Below are 14,984 nucleotides of genomic sequence, written 5' to 3' on the forward strand. Positions count from 1 at the left end.
CGACCTCTCTATTCCGAGCCCGCGCTCGTCCTTCGACTTCGCTCAGGATGAGCGCGTCGAGAGGCCGCCTTGTGTGGACAGGTAGAAGCGGCCTTTTTCATGGATAGCGGGCGCAGTCCGGGATTTCGACAATTGTTTTAGCTCAGCCCAGTCGCTCCGCATGAAAGCTTCCTTCTTCTTTCGCGACCAGCCTTTGAGCTGTTGTTCAAACGCTACCATGTCTGTTGGGTCGTCAAACTGGCAGCTCCATAACAATTCCACAGGGCGGTAGCGGTAAGTAAACGCTTTGGGGTCCGCGCCCTCATTGTGCTGATGAAGCCTCGTCTCAACATCCTGCCCGCGATGGGAGCCGACATAGTAGGCGCCGTTGGAACATCGCAGAATGTAGACAAAGAAGTTCATACGATCTCTTAGGATTCATCAGGCGCTACCTTAGCGCTCATCCTGAGCGAAGTCGAAGGACGAGCGCTTGAGAGCGCACGCTACCCAACCCGCCGGTCAGTCTCCTTCCAGTAGGGTTCCCGCAGATCCTTGCGCAGGATCTTGCCGGACGGGTTGCGCGGCAGCACTTTCACAAAGTCGATAGATTTCGGGCATTTATAGCTCGCAATCTTCTCCTTCGTGAACGCGATGATCGCATCCTTGTCCGGGGTCGCGCCTTCCTTCAGGACGATGATCGCCTTGACGGCCTCGCCCCATTTCTCGCTCGGAATGCCGATCACGGCGACGTCGGCCACATCCGGATGGCTGAACAGCGCATTCTCGACTTCGGCCGGATAGACGTTCTCGCCGCCCGACACGATCATGTCCTTGATACGGTCATGGATGTAGAGAAACCCGTCCTCGTCGAAATAGCCCGCATCGCCCGTATGAAAGAGGCCGCCGCGCAGGGCTTCCTCGGTCGCTTCCTCGCGGTTCCAGTAGCCCTTCATTACGAAGTCTGCGCCGATCACGATTTCGCCAACCTCGCCCTGGGGCACCGGATTGTCATCCGGATCGACGACGCGGACGATGGCGGACGGATAAGGCAGGCCGCACGAGCGCAGTTTGCCCCAGCTCGGGTCATGCGCTTCCGGCGGCAGATAGGTGCCAAGACCCACCGTTTCGGTAAGGCCGTAGAGCTGTGTGAACTTCGCACCGAACAGGTCCACGGCCCGCTTCAGCAGGTCTTCTGCAATCGGCGAGGCGCCATAGGAAATTGTCTTGAGGGAAGAGAAATCGCGGTCATCTACCCCCGGCATCTGGCTCAGCATCAGGATGACGGCCGGCACCCAGAAGGCATGATTGACCTTATGCTCTTCGACCAGTTCGAGGATTTTGGCCGGGTCGATCTCGCGCAAGACCAGCGTCATCGCACCCTGCGCGCTCGCCAGAACGCCGAGATTGCAGCCTGCGACGTGGAAGAGCGGCATGGCATTCATCACCACATCGCCCTCATCATAGGCCGCCCAGTCGAGCTGGGCCGCTTCGATAAAGAGAGCACGGTAATTCTTGTTGGTCAGCATCACGCCCTTCGGCAGGCCCGTGGTGCCGGAGGTGTAGAGCTGGATGACATCGTCATCATCCAGCGTCTCGAGACCCGGCGCCTCGCTGCTCTGGCTGGTGAGCCATTCCTCATAGGACGGCCAGTCCTTGTGGCCGCCATCAATCGCGATGATCGTCTTCAGCTCAGGACATTCCGGCGCGACCTTCTCCACCGCCTCGTAAAATTCCTTTGCAACGAACAACACCTTTGACTGGCTGTCGGACAGGATGAATTTCATTTCCGGCGGCGCGAGACGGTTATTGACCCCGGTCATGGTCGAGCGGGACTTGGCGCAGCCGAAAAGCTGTTCGTAGTAACAGCCCATATTCTTTGCGAGATAGGCGACCCGGTCGCCTGGCTTCACGTCCGCCGCCAGCAGACCGTTTGCGACGCGGTTGGCGCGTGCTTCAAGCTCGGCAAAGGTGTGCAGGGTGCCTTCGAACCAGATGGCGGGCTTGTCGGCGAGCTTCTGCGACTGGACGCGCGGAATGTCGGCAAGGTGTGGCATCGCGGCGGGATCGATCATCTTCTGGACTTCCTCTTGAGCTTTGCTGTGTTTTCTTTACCGCTTGAAATCGCTTTGGAGGCGGCAGGCAAGCCCTCAGATGGGATAGGTGTCTGTCAAAAAGGGCAAGGAAAATAAGATGGCCGGACCGCAGACAATCATCCTTCATCATTACCCAGCGTCGCCGTTTTCGGAGAAAGTCCGGCTGGCGCTCCGGATGAAAAATTTGGGTTGGGCGTCCGTCGAAATCCCCAACATGATGCCCAAACCGCTGCTGATGCCCCTGACCGGCGGCTATCGCAAAACCCCGGTCATGCAGATCGGCGCGGACATCTTTCTAGACAGCGCCATGATTATCCGCGCCATCGAGGAACGCTTCGAAATCCCCCAGCTTGACCTGCCGGGCCATGAGGGCCTCTCCAGCATGGTCGGCTCATGGGCGGACGGGAAATGGTTCCAGACCAGCGTCGCGATCATCTTCGGCACGATTGGCGATCAGGTCCCCGAAGCCTTCAAGAAGGACCGGGAGCAGCTTTCCGGCCGCCCGTTCGATACTGATGCGATGAAGGCTGTCGTGCCCATGATGAAGGATCAGTGGCGCGCCCAGATGGCCTGGATCGAGGAACGTCTTGCCGGCGGACAGGGCGCGGGCGCCGGCAACTGGCTGGTCAGCACCAAGCCGGGCCTTGTCGATGTCCACGCCTTCATGAATCCCTGGTTCATGGAAAGCGCCCTGCCGGACTTCCTTGAACAGTGCTTCAAGTCCTTCCCGCGCACCGCGGACTGGTACAAGCGGATGAAAGAGATCGAAGGACAGACGCCTGAAGAGCTTTCAGGCGAAGAGGCGCTGGAGATTGCGCTTCATGCCGCGCCGCGCCTCAAGGCCGCCGCCACCAGGGGCGAGCTGCAGGAGTTCGAGCCCGGCGAACACGTCGCCGTCGCCCCGGACGATTATGGCCGTGACTGGGTCGAGGGTGAGATCGTTATCGCGGCCCCGGACCGCATCGTCATCCACCGGCATGACGACAAGGCCGAAACACTGAACCTGCACTTCCCGCGCACCGGCTTCATGGTCCGGCGTCTGGGCTAGGCTGTCTCAGGCGTTTTCGGTCGTCATCGCGACGAAGACATCTTCCAGCTTGGGCTGGTCGGTTGAGAGATCGGCGACCCCGACCCCGGCCTCGCGCACCTGTTCCAGCAACCTGCCAATACCCGTCTCGCTATTGCGGTAGGCGATTTCCAGCTCGCCGGTCTTCAGCAGCTTGATGTCGAGGTGCTTCAGACCTTCCGGCACCGCAGACAAGGGCTCGCGCGGCTGTATTTTCAGAAGCCGCTGGTCCATGCGCGAGAGAAGCTTCGGCGTCGGTTCGCAGGCGATGATCTCGCCATGATTGACGATGGCGATCTCGTCGCAAAGCTCTTCGGCCTCTTCCAGATAGTGCGTCGTCAGGATGATCGTCGTACCTTCCTCGTGCAGGCGGCGCACATATTGCCAGAGCGAGCGGCGCAGCTCGACATCGACGCCGGCCGTCGGCTCATCGAGGATCAGCACCGGCGGCTGGTGGACCAGCGCCTTGGCGATCATCAGGCGCCGTTTCATGCCGCCCGAGAGCTGGCGCACATAGGCGTCGCGCTTGTCCTCAAGGCCGACCGCTTCAAGGATTTCCCCCGTCCGGCGCTGGTTTTTCGGCACGCCATAGAAACCCGCCTGCAGCTCCAGCGCCTCTTCGGGCGTGAAGAAGGGGTCCATGGTGATTTCCTGGTTCACCACGCCGATCGCCGCGCGGCTCGCACGCGGATGCTGGTCGATATCCATGTCCCAGATCGCCGCCTTGCCGGACGTCTTGGTGACGAGACCGGCCAGGATATTGATGAAGGTGGACTTGCCCGCCCCGTTCGGGCCGAGCAGGCCGAAAATGCTCCCACGCGGGATTTTCAGGCTGATCGATTTCAGCGCGCGTTTTTCCGGCATCTTGCCGGACGCCGCATAGACTTTTTCAAGGTTCTCGACCTCGATCGCATAGTCAGGCGCTTTGTCTGGTGCCGGCATCTGCCCTCCGTCGCATCACTCAGAAGGGGTCATATAGGATTGTTATCGCCAACCTCTACCACCAGATCCTGTTTTTGTCGGTCCTGGGCCCGTTTAAAGGCCGGGCGCGCCTTCAGCCGGTTGAGATATTCCTTGCAGGTCGGCGTCAGGCAGGGCTCCAGCGGCGGCAGCACGCTTGCCAGCAACAGGCCATAGCCAATGGCGATATCGGCCATGGTGAAGCGGTCCGCGGCCATCCACATCGCATGCTCCAGCTTCCGGTCGACCACGCGCAGCCGGCCTGAAAACCACATCCGGTAATCGTCGGCGACCTGCGGCTGGCGGCGCGGCTTCTTCTCCAGCATCTCATAGCGAAGCACCAGCGTCTGTGGAAAGGTTAGCGTCGCGTCGGAGAAATACATCCAGTTGAGATACTCGCCATAGGCCGCCTCGTCGGGGCGGACAGCCAGCTCTGTCGGCCCCTGCGTCTCGGCGAGATAGTGACAGATGCCCGTCGACTCGCTCATCTTCGCCTTGCCGTCATCGAAGAAGGGGATCGTGCCCAGCGGGTTGATCTCCAGATACGGCTTGTAGTGCACGCGCGGCGGGAAGGGCAGGACGACAAGGTCATATTCCATGCCCAGTTCCTCCATCGCCCAGAGCGGCCGGAAAGAGCGTGCATTGCGGCAGTGATAGAGCGTCGGTTTCATCGATAGGCCTTCCCGTCAGTATATGCGGTGTCTCGTCCAATTGACGCCGCCATTCGTGACGGACTACCTATGCGTCACACCGCCTGACGGGCAATGCTGACATTGGGGAAGCTCTAACATGGCCACTCAGAATCTGCCGGACGCACCGGAGACGATCGTCACCGAAGAGCACCGTGTCGCCTGCGATGGCGGCAATGGCCCGCTGGGGCATCCCATCGTCTGGTACGAGATGGGCGACGATGACATGGTCGAGTGCGGCTATTGCGACCGCCGCTTCATCCTCAAGGGCGGCAAGTACGACACCGGCCAGTAGGCGAAAGCCGCCCCCCCCTTCAGCCTGACCGGCTTCCATTCTTCCGGCGTTTGCGGTCCTTGAGCCAGATGCCGACAATCGTCGGCCCGTCGATCAGATAGCGTTTGGAAAGACGCTGCGGCTCGCTGGTCAGCCGGTGAAGCCATTCCAGGCCGAAGCGGCGCATCCAGCTCGGCGCGCGTTTGGTCCGCCCTGTCAGGAAGTCGATGCTCGCCCCGCAGCAGAGCCCCACGCCCTGCACGGTGCCGAGCGCCTTGGCCGCCTCTGCCACCATTTCCTGCTGGGGTGAGCCGACACAGAGAAAGTGAAACCGCGCCGGGTTGCGCGCCATGAAGTCGGCCGCCGCCTTCACCGCGTCGGGCTTGTGGCGAAGGCCCATTGGCGGATCGTGCCAGCGCACGTCAGACAGGCCGAACCGGGCCTTCAGGGCCGTGATCTCGCTTGCCGTACAGCCAATCACAACGACCGGCTCTTCAGGGTCGACATGGCGTTCGAAAAGATTGTGCACGATGTCGGCGCCCGGCGAGGCGGGAAGATCGATGCCTTCAAGTCTCGCCAGCAGCTCCAGGATCCGGCTGTCATTGAGGACAAGATCTGCGCTTTCATAGAGCGAGCGCAGATCCGTCTCGCGCTGGAGGCGCACCATATGGTCGACATTGGGTGTGACCACATACCAGTATTTTTCAGACCCCAGCGCGCGCGACGCAATCAGGCGTGCCGCATCGCGCGGTTTGCGCGGCTCAAAGGTCAGGCCCAGAAACTCGACCGGTTCAGGCACATTGGCAGGCGTGGCCGCGCCCTTCACGGGCGGTTTGGCAGTGGAACCCTGCATAGTGTCTCCTTGGCGGGGCAGAGCTGTCGGTTCAGCTCGGGATGAATTTTCGGGTTTATCAGTTTTCGGTTTCGCTGTCCGGCTTGCCCGGCTTCTTGCCATAGTCATGTTTGCGCAGAAGTCCGCGAAACTGGTGATAGGTCAGACCCAGCGTCTCGGCGGCTTTTCCTTGATGCCCATCATGCGCGGCGAGGGCAGCATCGATAAGCGTCGTCTCGAAGAGCCGGGTCTGAACGTCAAAAGGGGCTCCGAGTTCGGGTTTGGGTAGCTTGGGTCTCGACGCGGCAGGTGGTGTCTCAACACTGCCTTTCAAGACCGAGGGTGGTCTGAAAGGCGAGGCGAAAGGGTCGAGGGATCCGGGATCGAAGCGTACGGGCTCATTGGTCGGGACCACCAGCGCCCGCGCCGTGATGCGCTGCGCGAAATTGCGCAATTCGCGCACATTGCCCGGCCAGTCATGCGCTTCTATGGCGTCTATGGCGGAGGGCGCGAAGCCGGGGAAATCCTCCAGCATCTCGCGTGCCATCCGTCTTGCGAAAAAGTCGGCGAGCAGCGCCGCGTCGCCCTTGCGTGCCCGCAGTGGCGGCAATGTCACGACATCGAAGGCCAGCCGGTCTAGAAGGTCTGCGCGAAACCTGCCCGCCTCCACGGCAGAAGGAAGGTCGATATTGGTCGCGGCCACGACCCGCACATTTGTTTCCAGCACCTTCTCTCCGCCAAGGCGCTGGAATTCGCCATATTCGATGACCCGCAGAAGTTTTTCCTGAACCCGCTGGGATGCTGTCGCGATCTCGTCGAGGAAGATTGTGCCGCCATTGGCAAGCTCGAAGCGGCCCGTGCGCCGCTCGGTCGCGCCGGTAAAGGCGCCGCGCTCGTGGCCGAAGAGTTCTGAATCCAGAAGGTCGTCCGATAGCGCGGCGCAGTTCACCTTGATGTAAGGGCCGTCCCAGCGGCGCGACAGGAAGTGCAGGCGTTCGGCGATGAGCTCCTTGCCGGTACCGCGCTCGCCGATGACGAGCGCGGGCCGCTCCAGCGGCGCCAGCCGCGAGACATGCTCAAGCGCAGAGAGCCATTCGGGGGCTTCACCGATAATTTGTGGAGTGTCACCAATCATGTGGTTAAATTAGCTAAATAGTTGGCTTAAGCAACTAATAAAATTGGCTAAATAGACGAATTTATTATCGTCTAAAATCGCAAATGATAAAATAAATCAATTATAATCAGTGCATTAGATGGTTAGCGGAAAACTGGCACGGTCCTTGTAATGAGTATGCCAAGTCAGGCGACGGGCGTCGCTTAAACGAAAGGACCAGAAGAATGACCGACCGCTCCTATGAGACCCGCTACCGCCAGAGCCGTGAAGAAGGCGGCAATTTCGGTCGCTGGCTCGCGAGCCGTCCAGCCGAGTGCTGGATGTTCTTCGCCGCAGGCGTCTTCCTCGGCGGCCTGTTCTTCTAGCGCCCCGTAAAGAGAAACAAACAGCCTCCTCCCAGGCGACACACCGAGATTTGAAAAGGATAAAAATCATGGGACTTTTTTCCCGCCTCGGCGACATCATCAACTCCAACATCAATGCGATGCTGGACAGTGCCGAAAACCCAGAAAAGATCGCGCGTCTCATCATCCAGGAAATGGAAGACACGCTGGTTGAGGTTCGCACCGCAGCCGCTCGTGCCATGGCCGACAAGAAGGAAATGGAACGCGAGATCGCCTATTATTCCAACGTCCGCGACGATTGGGAAAAGAAAGCCGGCGTCGCTATCGACAAGGGCCGCGAGGACCTTGCCCGCGGTGCGCTGACCGCCAAGCAGAAAGCCGCCGGTGAAATCGAGCGCCGCCAGCATGCCATGCAGGCCGCTGAAGAAGCCTTCGAGAAGCATCAGAGCGATCTCGGCAAGCTTCAGGCAAAGCTCGACGAAGCCAAGGCCAAGCACCGTGCGCTCATGATGCGCCGGGAAGCCGCAGAGCAACGCATCCGCATGCGCTCGCAGACCTATGATGGCCGCGTCGACGATGCCCTGGCCCGCTATGCCAGCGTTGAGCGCAAGGTCGATGAGATGGAGGCCTATGCCGACACCATCCAGGGCCGTGAGCCGAGCCTCGAAGACGAATTCGCCGCGCTTGAGCGTGACGAGGCCGTCGAGAAGGAGCTTGAAGCCCTGAAGAAGTCGCGCGGCCAGTCTTCCACGCAATCCACGCAAGGCGAGGGCTGATCCATGCTGACATCCCTCATCACCCTCGCCATTATCCTTGCCATCATCATCGTGCCCGGCATGGCCATCCAGTACATGGATGAACGTGCCGACGCCCAGAAAGGATAGTCATGGATCCCGAATTCCTGATCCCGCTCGTCGCGATCGTCTCTCTCTTCATCGTCTTCCCGGGCATGGTGTTTCACTACATCACGCTCTGGCGGAAGCAGAAGACACTCGAGCCAGACGATGAGCGCATGCTCGAAGATCTCTGGCGCTCTGCCAAACGGATGGAGCGCCGCATCGAGACCCTCGAAAAGCTCGTAGACTCTCACCCGGACGATGCCGCGCCGGCGCCCCGCCAGCCGCGCACCTCCTTCGACCAATAGGACACACCTGAAATGACCCACTCCGACCACAGACATTCACGCACTCATGAGCGCCGCGAGCGCTATGAGGACGAGATGTTCCGTTCGCCTAACCCCAAGCGGCTTCGCCGTTCCCGGAACGAGCGCGTTCTGGCCGGCGTCTGCGGCGGTATCGGTGAAAGATATGGCTGGGACCCGCTTGTGGTCCGGCTGCTTGCCGTGGCGGCCTTCTTCTTTCTGGCCGGCCCGCTCGTTCTGCTAGGCTACATTCTCATGTGGATGATCGTGCCGAAGGCGCAGAAATCCTATGCCCACCTCGCCCCGGAAGAAGAAGCCTTCTGGCGCGGTGTCGCGGACCGCCCGAAGACGACCTATTCCGGCCTCAAATACACCTTCATGGACCTGGAAGACCGTCTCCAGAACCTTGAAGCCAGTGTCACCTCGGATGAATGGCGCCTGCGCCGTGAATTCCGCAACCTCGAAAAGAACTGAAGATGTCGGCTCAACTCCTTTCCCTGCCTCTCCGGCACCAATGGATCGAGCCGGCCTCTCAACCCAACACAGCCAAGGGGGCTAACAAGATGATCCGTAATTTTCAGACCAGCGGCTGGGTGGCACTGGCCTGCGCCACACTCCTTCTGGCGGCTGCCGCTGCCGCAAGCGTTGCAGGCGGGCTTCACATTGAAGCGGGCGGCGTCCAGCTTTCGCTCGAAGCGTCCGCAGAGCGTGGTCTGCAGCTCATCTTCGCAGCGGCCAAATAGGGCCGCTGCCTGCCCGGCCGGGGTCAGCCCCCGCGTTTCAGGGCCCGCAGGATAAGCCGCATCGGAGAAACCGCTTCCAGCTCCGGACCACTTGCCGGGGCAGGCTCGCCCAGCAGCTGCCCTGCCAGGATCTCGCCCGCCCAGGGCGCCCAGGTAAAGCCGCGCGACCCATACCCGCCTGCCAGATAGAGACCGTCGATGAGGGGTGCATCCGCTTCGACGGTCTTTCCGTGTCGCACCCCGTCAAATACCTCGCGCGCCCGGACCTCATCCGGTACCGCCCCGATCAGGGGCAGCCTGTCGGCTGTCGTTGCGCGCACACCAGCGCGGCTTGTCAGCGGCGCGGCCTTTACAGACTGGCGCCAATAAGGGTCGAGCGTTTCCAGGGCGGCCATGTTCTGCTCGCGCGCCGCGTCCGAAGGCTCAGGCACACGGCCATCCCACGCCTCGAACGTCGCGCCCCACAGCCGCTTCTTTCCCAGGGCCAGCGCATAATGCCCGCTGGCAATGGCCGAGGCTGGTGCCTCAACGCCGACCTCAGCCAGCTCCACCTGACCAAGGCGCCCGGCCAGCCCCAGCCATGGCAGCAAGGCATCGGCGCCCTGTCCGGCCGCAAGAATGGTCGGCACGTCCGGGTCGAGGTCTTCCAGCGTAAATAACCGGCCTGTGCGCAGCACGGCGCCATCCAGAAGGCTTTCCACCAGCACAGCGGGCTCGACAATCAGGGCACGCTTGTGCAGCTGGCCGCTCGCGGCCGCTTCCAGATTCTCAAGCCCCAGCGGTGGATCGGCCAGAACTTTGGCAATCCGCTCGGCTTCACGGTCATCCTTCGGCCGCTGAAGCACATCGGTCTCATGAACGCCGGGGCGGCCCGAATAGAATTGGCGCGCGCGCAAATAGGCGCCGATCAACAGCCGGGCCTGCGCTGTGTCACCGGCATCAAGGCGCGGCATGACCAGCCCTAGCGGATTTCCACTCGCCTCCCGGGCCGGACCATCGCCCGCCTCCAGCACCTCGACCTCAAGCCCCCGCTCCAGAAATGTCCGCGCCAGACATGCCCCGGCTATACCGGCGCCGACAATGCGGACTTTATCAGGCGCCCGCGCTGGCGAGCGAAGACCATAAGGATCGGCTTCCGGCGCGGGCGGGTCTTCAAGGCGCACTTCAAGGCGTTCGCGCTTTCGCCCGAAGCCTTCGACCTTGGCCACATTGAACCCGGCCTCCGAAAGCCCCCGGCGCACGAATCCGGCCACCGTGAATGTACCGATAGAAACACCGTCCATGCACCGCTGGTGCACCATGGGCCAGAGCGATTTGTCCCACATTTCCGGATTTTTTGCCGGGGAAAATCCATCAAGGAACCAGGCATCCGCAAGAAAACGACTCGACGGTAAAGTCTCCATTATATCACCGGTATGAAGGGTCAGAGTGACCCCTTCTTCCGGCCAGACCTGTCGCTGCACGCCGAGCGCCCGCTCCGGCCAGCGATCCAGCAACTTCCCGGGCAGATCGCCCAGCTCAGGCCAGGCGGAAAGCGCACGGGCGGCATCTTCGCGGTCCAGTGGGAAACCTTCAAAGGAAACAAAGTGTAACCAGGCCTCCGGGCCGGGACGGTTTGCCCGCCATAGCTCCCACGCGGCAAGGAAATTGAGCCCGGTTCCAAAGCCAAGCTCGCCAATCGTGAAGCGCGCCTTCCCCGCCCAGCGTTCGGGCAGCCCGCACCCTTTAAGGAAAACCAGCCGGGTCTCCTCCAGCCCGCTCTGGCGCGAGAAATAGATATCGCCCGCCCGCCGGTCTTCAGGCGTGCCGTCATCTGTCCAGTCGAGGTCGGGTCGGGGCGGTAATCGGCTCATCTTGGCGCCATCTAGCACAGGAGATTATTTTGCCATCCCCGGAACGGCGCACCGCTTTCACCCATTGCATCTATGTATTTACAGGCAAATGGAAGGATTTTCCTATGACAAACGACAAATCAGAAGGTCTCGGCAAGAAAATCGTCGGCAAACTCAAAGAGATCGCTGGCGTCACGACAAATGACCGCAAACTGGAAGCTGAAGGCAAGGCCCAGCAGGTCGAAGGCAAGGGTCAGGAAATGGTCGGTGAGGCCAAGGAAGCCCTGAGCGACGATCCGGAAAAGAAAGATGCGCCCCGCTAGGCCATCTTTGCTTCGCTTTATTGGAAGCGCCCGCACATACTCTAGTTTCAGCTGAATGAAACTGGCTCATGATCAGGCGACACGGGCGCAGGGCCTTGAAAGGCTGAATGATTTTGCGCCCCTGATGGGGTCTCACTATGCGGGCCGCCGCAATATCGATGCCGGGGGAGGCCGCAAGGCGAACGTCTCGCAGTTGTCGCCTTTCCTGCGGCACCGGCTGATATCCGAGCCGGAACTCGTTTCTGCCGCCATCACCGTTCATGGGGCTGAGGCTGCTTTCAAATTCGTCCAGGAAGTTTGCTGGCGCACCTATTTCAACGGGTGGCTTGAACATCATCCGGCTGTCTGGAGTGATTTCTGTATCTCAAGGGACTGCCAGCTCGAAAGTCTCGAAAAAGACAATAGTCTCAAGGCAGATTACAATTCTGCGATTGAGGGCAATACCGGGATCGAAGGTTTTGACGACTGGGCGAGGGAGCTCCGCGAAACCGGTTATCTTCATAACCATGCGCGCATGTCCTTTGCGTCCATATGGCTCTTCACGTTGAGGCTGCCTTGGGCGCTCGGAAGCGATCTCTTTCTTCAGCATCTGCTGGACGGAGACCCGGCCTCCAATACACTCTCCTGGCGCTGGGTGGCCGGTCTGCATACGCCCGGCAAAACCTATCTCGCCAAAAAGGAAGCGATAGAAACCTGCAGCGATGGCCGGTTTTCGCCCAAGGGGCTGGCTGACCGCGCACCGGCTGTTGATGGCCCAGCTAACCCCGCGCCCTCGCCTCTTCCGCCAGCCGACACGCTGCCTCAGGCAGCTTTCGCCCTGCTTCTGACAGAAGATGACTTATCGGTTGAGAGGTGGATTCCGGAGACGCTGGAGGTCGAGAGCATCGCCGCGATCGAGAGCGCGTCTTTCCGTTCTCCTCATGGTGCCTCAAGAAAGGCCAGCGCCTTTACGGGCGCCGCGCTCAATGACGGCGCCCACCGCGCAGGCGTTCACTTCGGCGCAGCGCCCACCTTGATAGAAGGAATTGACGCTGAAGCATTGCTTCTGGACTGGGCCGCCCGCCTCAAGACACGGCTGATCGTGGTCCCGTATATGCCGGCCGGGTGGGGCTGGGACCGCCTCTCACCTGTCCTGAAGACGTTGCAGGCAGAGGGGTTCGAAGTCCGGCAGGTGCGGCGGGACTGGGATGAAGTTTTCTGGCCGCATGCCCGGAAGGGCTATTTCAAGCTGCGTAAGCAGATCCCATCTTGTCTGGATGCGTTAGGCATCGCGGAAGGACAGAATATCGATGGCTAAACCGAATATCATCAATGATGAAGGCGAGTCCGGCGGGCGCTTTCACGTCACGGTCGACGGTCACGAGGCCGAAATGACCTATTCCAAGGCCGGAGCGGGGATCATCATAATCGATCACACAGGTGTGCCCGAAGCGCTCGGCGGTCAGGGTATCGGCCAGAAACTGGTTGAGGCGGGCATTGCCTTTGCCCGTGAGCGCGGCCTCAAGATCATGCCGCTTTGCCCTTTTGCCAAAGCGCAATTCGACAAACACCCTGAATGGAAGGATGTCCTTCGATGAGCGACCTTACACTTCACGATGATGGCTCCCGCCTCACCACAAATGTGGAGGGCCATGAACTTGTCATACGCTATGGATGGCAGGACGAGGATGTGATGCGCGTCGATTTTGTCGGCGTGCCCTCCGCGCTCGGCGGCCGGGGGCTTGGAACAAAGCTGGTCGGCAAGCTGGTCGAGAAGGCCCGCGAAGAAAACTTCAAGCTGGTCCCGGTCTGCGGATTTGCCCGAACGCAGATCGACAGGCATCCGGACTGGAAGGACGTGCTTGCCTGACCCATAAGGCGGCCATGAGCAAGCCATTCTGGGAAACGAAAAGCCTTGAGGAGATGACCCCGCAGGAGTGGGAGTCACTCTGTGATGGCTGCGCGAAATGCTGTCTGATCAAGCTGGAAGACGAAGACAGCGGCGACATCGCCTATACCCGCCTGCACTGCAAGCTGCTGGATGCCGACCTCTGCCGGTGTTCCGATTATGAGAACCGCAAGGCGAAGGTGCCAGATTGCGTAATCCTGACGCCGAAATCGGTGTCAGAGCTGAAATGGATGCCGAAAAGCTGCGCCTACCGGCGTGTGCATGAGGGCAGGGGGCTTTCCGACTGGCATCACCTGGTCTGCGGCGACAGGGACCGCATCCACGAAGAAGGCCGCTCTGTCATGGGCGAGACGGTCAGCGAGGAAACGGTCTTCGAGGAAGACCAGATCGACTGGATCATAGACTGGAACGGCAACCCGCCGGACTGAGCTGGAAGCGCGTCCGGCAGGCGAACGGGCGCCTTATGGCCCTTCGATATCATATCCCTTGTCGCGCAGCATGTTTATCACGCTGTCAGGGCCCGCGAGGTGGCCAGCGCCTACGGCTACGAAGACTGTGCCTTCATGCTCGTCCAGCAGGTCTTCTATCTGCGGCACCCACTTTGCGTTCCGGTTGACGAAGAGGGCGTCATAGACCCCATCGCCGCCTTCGGTCTCGGGATTGGCGACCAGAACGCCGAGCCCTTCGACATCACCATCGCTCCATTCCTCGATGACCTGATCCAGCATGCGGCTCGTTTCGTCCAGCATGATGGCGGTTTCATAGAGATAGGTCTTCTGGGTGTCCTCAGGCAGATTGTCGAAAATCGCGCCCTGGTCGCCGGCCGTCTCCAGAAAGGCAAATTCCTTGCCGTCTTCGCGGGCGTCCGCGATCAGGACCTGCTCGATCCCGGCATTCGGGTCGAAGCCGTCGGCCTGAAGCTGCAGGACCGACAGGTTCACCGCCGCCATCCAGGGCTCCATCGGGTCCAGCGCGGCGAGGGGCAGGTTAAGCGGGGCGATTGCGTCCTCCAGCGCGGTACGGTCTTCCTCGCTGAGCTGGCCGCTCAGTGTGCGCCCGTCGCCATAGAAGCCGCGTGACATGAAATCGCGCGCGACAGCCTTCTGGCCCTCCTCGCTCTCCATATCGAGTTCCAGAACGATGAGATCGGCTGCGTCGAACTTTTCGCTGAACTCATCCGTGCGCCACTCCACATCGGGGCGCATCAGATGGACCGTGCCGAAGAGGTGAATGGTGGTATCCTCGTCAGAGAGGGTCCAGAGCGCAGGCGAGCCGCTGCCGCTGGTCTCGCGCGCTTCTTCCAGCGCGGCGTCATATTCGGCCAGCATTTCCTCGCGCGTCTGACGTTCGGCGTCCGCCGTGTCCGTCTCGCCTGTCTCAGCGGCCGGCGCCGGTTCGGCTTCGGTGGCAGTCTCTTCTATGGCGCCTTCATCTGTCTCATCGGGGGCGGACGGGCTGCAGGCGCCAAGGAGGAGAGCGATGGCAGCAACGCTGCCTGTCAGAAATGGAAGTTCGATCTTCATGGCGCTGGCGGGGTCCTTCTGTCACGCGGTCCAGATTACGGGAACGGTTTGACCACACTCCGTCCGCAATCACAAAAGCTGATTTGCCGTGCGCACGAAAGATTGCACCGGGCCTGTCCTTCGCATAGAGGGGGTTGGAACGCACCTATAGCTCAGCTGGATAGAGCGCTGCCCTCCGAAGGC

General features: G+C 60.9%; 20 protein-coding genes. 12 read left to right on the top strand and 8 right to left on the bottom strand.

Going from position 1 to position 14,984, the window contains the following annotated elements; all coding sequences use genetic code 11:
- Window positions 1-42: 42 nt before the first annotated feature.
- Both ABNU55_RS05870 and ABNU55_RS05875 read right to left on the bottom strand, forming a co-directional pair.
- Window positions 43-402, bottom strand: a complete 360-nt coding sequence (locus tag ABNU55_RS05870; protein ID WP_290749812.1) for a GIY-YIG nuclease family protein — start codon at window positions 400-402, stop codon at window positions 43-45.
- A gap of 80 nt (window positions 403-482) precedes the next feature.
- Window positions 483-2,051 (bottom strand): long-chain-fatty-acid--CoA ligase, encoded by a 1,569-nt coding sequence (locus ABNU55_RS05875; RefSeq protein ID WP_290749814.1) that lies wholly within the window; start codon window positions 2,049-2,051, stop codon window positions 483-485.
- Window positions 2,052-2,169: 118 nt separating this feature from the next.
- On the opposite strand from ABNU55_RS05875, the gene ABNU55_RS05880 reads away from it, so the two are divergent.
- Window positions 2,170-3,120, top strand: coding sequence for a glutathione S-transferase (locus tag ABNU55_RS05880; RefSeq protein ID WP_290749817.1), 951 nt, complete (start codon window positions 2,170-2,172; stop codon window positions 3,118-3,120).
- A gap of 6 nt (window positions 3,121-3,126) precedes the next feature.
- Here ABNU55_RS05880 and ABNU55_RS05885 read toward each other — a convergent pair whose 3' ends face one another.
- Entirely contained in the window at window positions 3,127-4,080 is a 954-nt protein-coding gene (locus tag ABNU55_RS05885) for an ABC transporter ATP-binding protein (protein WP_290749820.1), read from the bottom strand.
- 29 nt (window positions 4,081-4,109) lie between these two features.
- Entirely contained in the window at window positions 4,110-4,769 is a 660-nt protein-coding gene (locus tag ABNU55_RS05890; protein WP_290749823.1) for a glutathione S-transferase family protein, read from the bottom strand.
- Between the two features lie 118 nt (window positions 4,770-4,887).
- On the opposite strand from ABNU55_RS05890, the gene ABNU55_RS05895 reads away from it, so the two are divergent.
- On the top strand, window positions 4,888-5,082 hold the full coding sequence (locus ABNU55_RS05895; RefSeq protein ID WP_290749826.1) for a zinc-finger domain-containing protein: 195 nt from the start codon (window positions 4,888-4,890) through the stop codon (window positions 5,080-5,082).
- A 19-nt stretch (window positions 5,083-5,101) separates the two neighbouring features.
- Here the strand turns inward: ABNU55_RS05895 and ABNU55_RS05900 are convergent, their stop codons facing one another.
- A complete protein-coding gene (locus tag ABNU55_RS05900; protein ID WP_290749829.1) occupies window positions 5,102-5,914 on the bottom strand; it encodes a WecB/TagA/CpsF family glycosyltransferase in 813 nt (270 codons plus the stop codon).
- 58 nt (window positions 5,915-5,972) lie between these two features.
- The gene (pspF, locus tag ABNU55_RS05905) at window positions 5,973-7,028 is read right to left on the bottom strand and encodes a phage shock protein operon transcriptional activator (RefSeq protein WP_290749831.1); all 1,056 of its coding nucleotides are present in this window, start codon (window positions 7,026-7,028) and stop codon (window positions 5,973-5,975) included.
- Window positions 7,029-7,231: 203 nt separating this feature from the next.
- Between pspF and ABNU55_RS05910 the strand changes: the two genes are divergently transcribed.
- The 5 genes from ABNU55_RS05910 to ABNU55_RS05930 all read left to right on the top strand — a co-directional run bounded on the left by ABNU55_RS05910 (window position 7,232) and on the right by ABNU55_RS05930 (window position 9,235).
- The gene (locus ABNU55_RS05910; protein WP_290749834.1) at window positions 7,232-7,372 is read left to right on the top strand and encodes a hypothetical protein; all 141 of its coding nucleotides are present in this window, start codon (window positions 7,232-7,234) and stop codon (window positions 7,370-7,372) included.
- A 68-nt stretch (window positions 7,373-7,440) separates the two neighbouring features.
- On the top strand, window positions 7,441-8,127 hold the full coding sequence (gene pspA / locus ABNU55_RS05915; protein WP_290749837.1) for a phage shock protein PspA: 687 nt from the start codon (window positions 7,441-7,443) through the stop codon (window positions 8,125-8,127).
- Window positions 8,128-8,237: 110 nt separating this feature from the next.
- A complete protein-coding gene (gene pspB / locus ABNU55_RS05920) occupies window positions 8,238-8,495 on the top strand; it encodes an envelope stress response membrane protein PspB (protein WP_290749839.1) in 258 nt (85 codons plus the stop codon).
- 12 nt (window positions 8,496-8,507) lie between these two features.
- Entirely contained in the window at window positions 8,508-8,966 is a 459-nt protein-coding gene (pspC, locus tag ABNU55_RS05925; RefSeq protein WP_290749841.1) for an envelope stress response membrane protein PspC, read from the top strand.
- A gap of 89 nt (window positions 8,967-9,055) precedes the next feature.
- The gene (locus tag ABNU55_RS05930; protein ID WP_290749844.1) at window positions 9,056-9,235 is read left to right on the top strand and encodes a hypothetical protein; all 180 of its coding nucleotides are present in this window, start codon (window positions 9,056-9,058) and stop codon (window positions 9,233-9,235) included.
- A gap of 23 nt (window positions 9,236-9,258) precedes the next feature.
- Here ABNU55_RS05930 and mnmD read toward each other — a convergent pair whose 3' ends face one another.
- Window positions 9,259-11,088, bottom strand: a complete 1,830-nt coding sequence (gene mnmD / locus ABNU55_RS05935; RefSeq protein ID WP_290749847.1) for a tRNA (5-methylaminomethyl-2-thiouridine)(34)-methyltransferase MnmD — start codon at window positions 11,086-11,088, stop codon at window positions 9,259-9,261.
- A gap of 104 nt (window positions 11,089-11,192) precedes the next feature.
- On the opposite strand from mnmD, the gene ABNU55_RS05940 reads away from it, so the two are divergent.
- Genes ABNU55_RS05940 through ABNU55_RS05960 form a run of 5 tightly spaced genes read left to right on the top strand, consistent with a single transcriptional unit; the run spans window position 11,193 to window position 13,706 of the window.
- The gene (locus tag ABNU55_RS05940) at window positions 11,193-11,390 is read left to right on the top strand and encodes a CsbD family protein (RefSeq protein WP_290759469.1); all 198 of its coding nucleotides are present in this window, start codon (window positions 11,193-11,195) and stop codon (window positions 11,388-11,390) included.
- 55 nt (window positions 11,391-11,445) lie between these two features.
- Window positions 11,446-12,687: an FAD-binding domain-containing protein gene (locus tag ABNU55_RS05945; protein ID WP_290749852.1), complete on the top strand. Its 1,242-nt coding sequence runs from the start codon at window positions 11,446-11,448 to the stop codon at window positions 12,685-12,687.
- On the top strand, window positions 12,680-12,967 hold the full coding sequence (locus ABNU55_RS05950; RefSeq protein WP_290749856.1) for a GNAT family N-acetyltransferase: 288 nt from the start codon (window positions 12,680-12,682) through the stop codon (window positions 12,965-12,967). Before ABNU55_RS05945 ends, ABNU55_RS05950 begins: the two co-directional genes overlap by 8 nt.
- Window positions 12,964-13,239, top strand: a complete 276-nt coding sequence (locus ABNU55_RS05955; protein ID WP_290749858.1) for a GNAT family N-acetyltransferase — start codon at window positions 12,964-12,966, stop codon at window positions 13,237-13,239. The genes ABNU55_RS05950 and ABNU55_RS05955 overlap by 4 nt, the downstream gene beginning before the upstream one ends.
- Before the next feature lie 14 nt (window positions 13,240-13,253).
- Window positions 13,254-13,706: a YcgN family cysteine cluster protein gene (locus ABNU55_RS05960; RefSeq protein WP_290749859.1), complete on the top strand. Its 453-nt coding sequence runs from the start codon at window positions 13,254-13,256 to the stop codon at window positions 13,704-13,706.
- A 33-nt stretch (window positions 13,707-13,739) separates the two neighbouring features.
- On the opposite strand, the gene ABNU55_RS05965 is transcribed toward ABNU55_RS05960, so the two are convergent.
- Window positions 13,740-14,801 carry a TraB/GumN family protein gene (locus ABNU55_RS05965; RefSeq protein WP_290749861.1) on the bottom strand — a complete coding sequence of 354 codons (1,062 nt, stop codon included), beginning with the start codon at window positions 14,799-14,801 and terminating at the stop codon, window positions 13,740-13,742.
- Window positions 14,802-14,984 lie beyond the last annotated feature (183 nt).

Origin of the sequence: uncultured Henriciella sp. (assembly GCF_964005855.1) — a bacterium.
GTDB lineage: Bacteria > Pseudomonadota > Alphaproteobacteria > Caulobacterales > Hyphomonadaceae > Henriciella.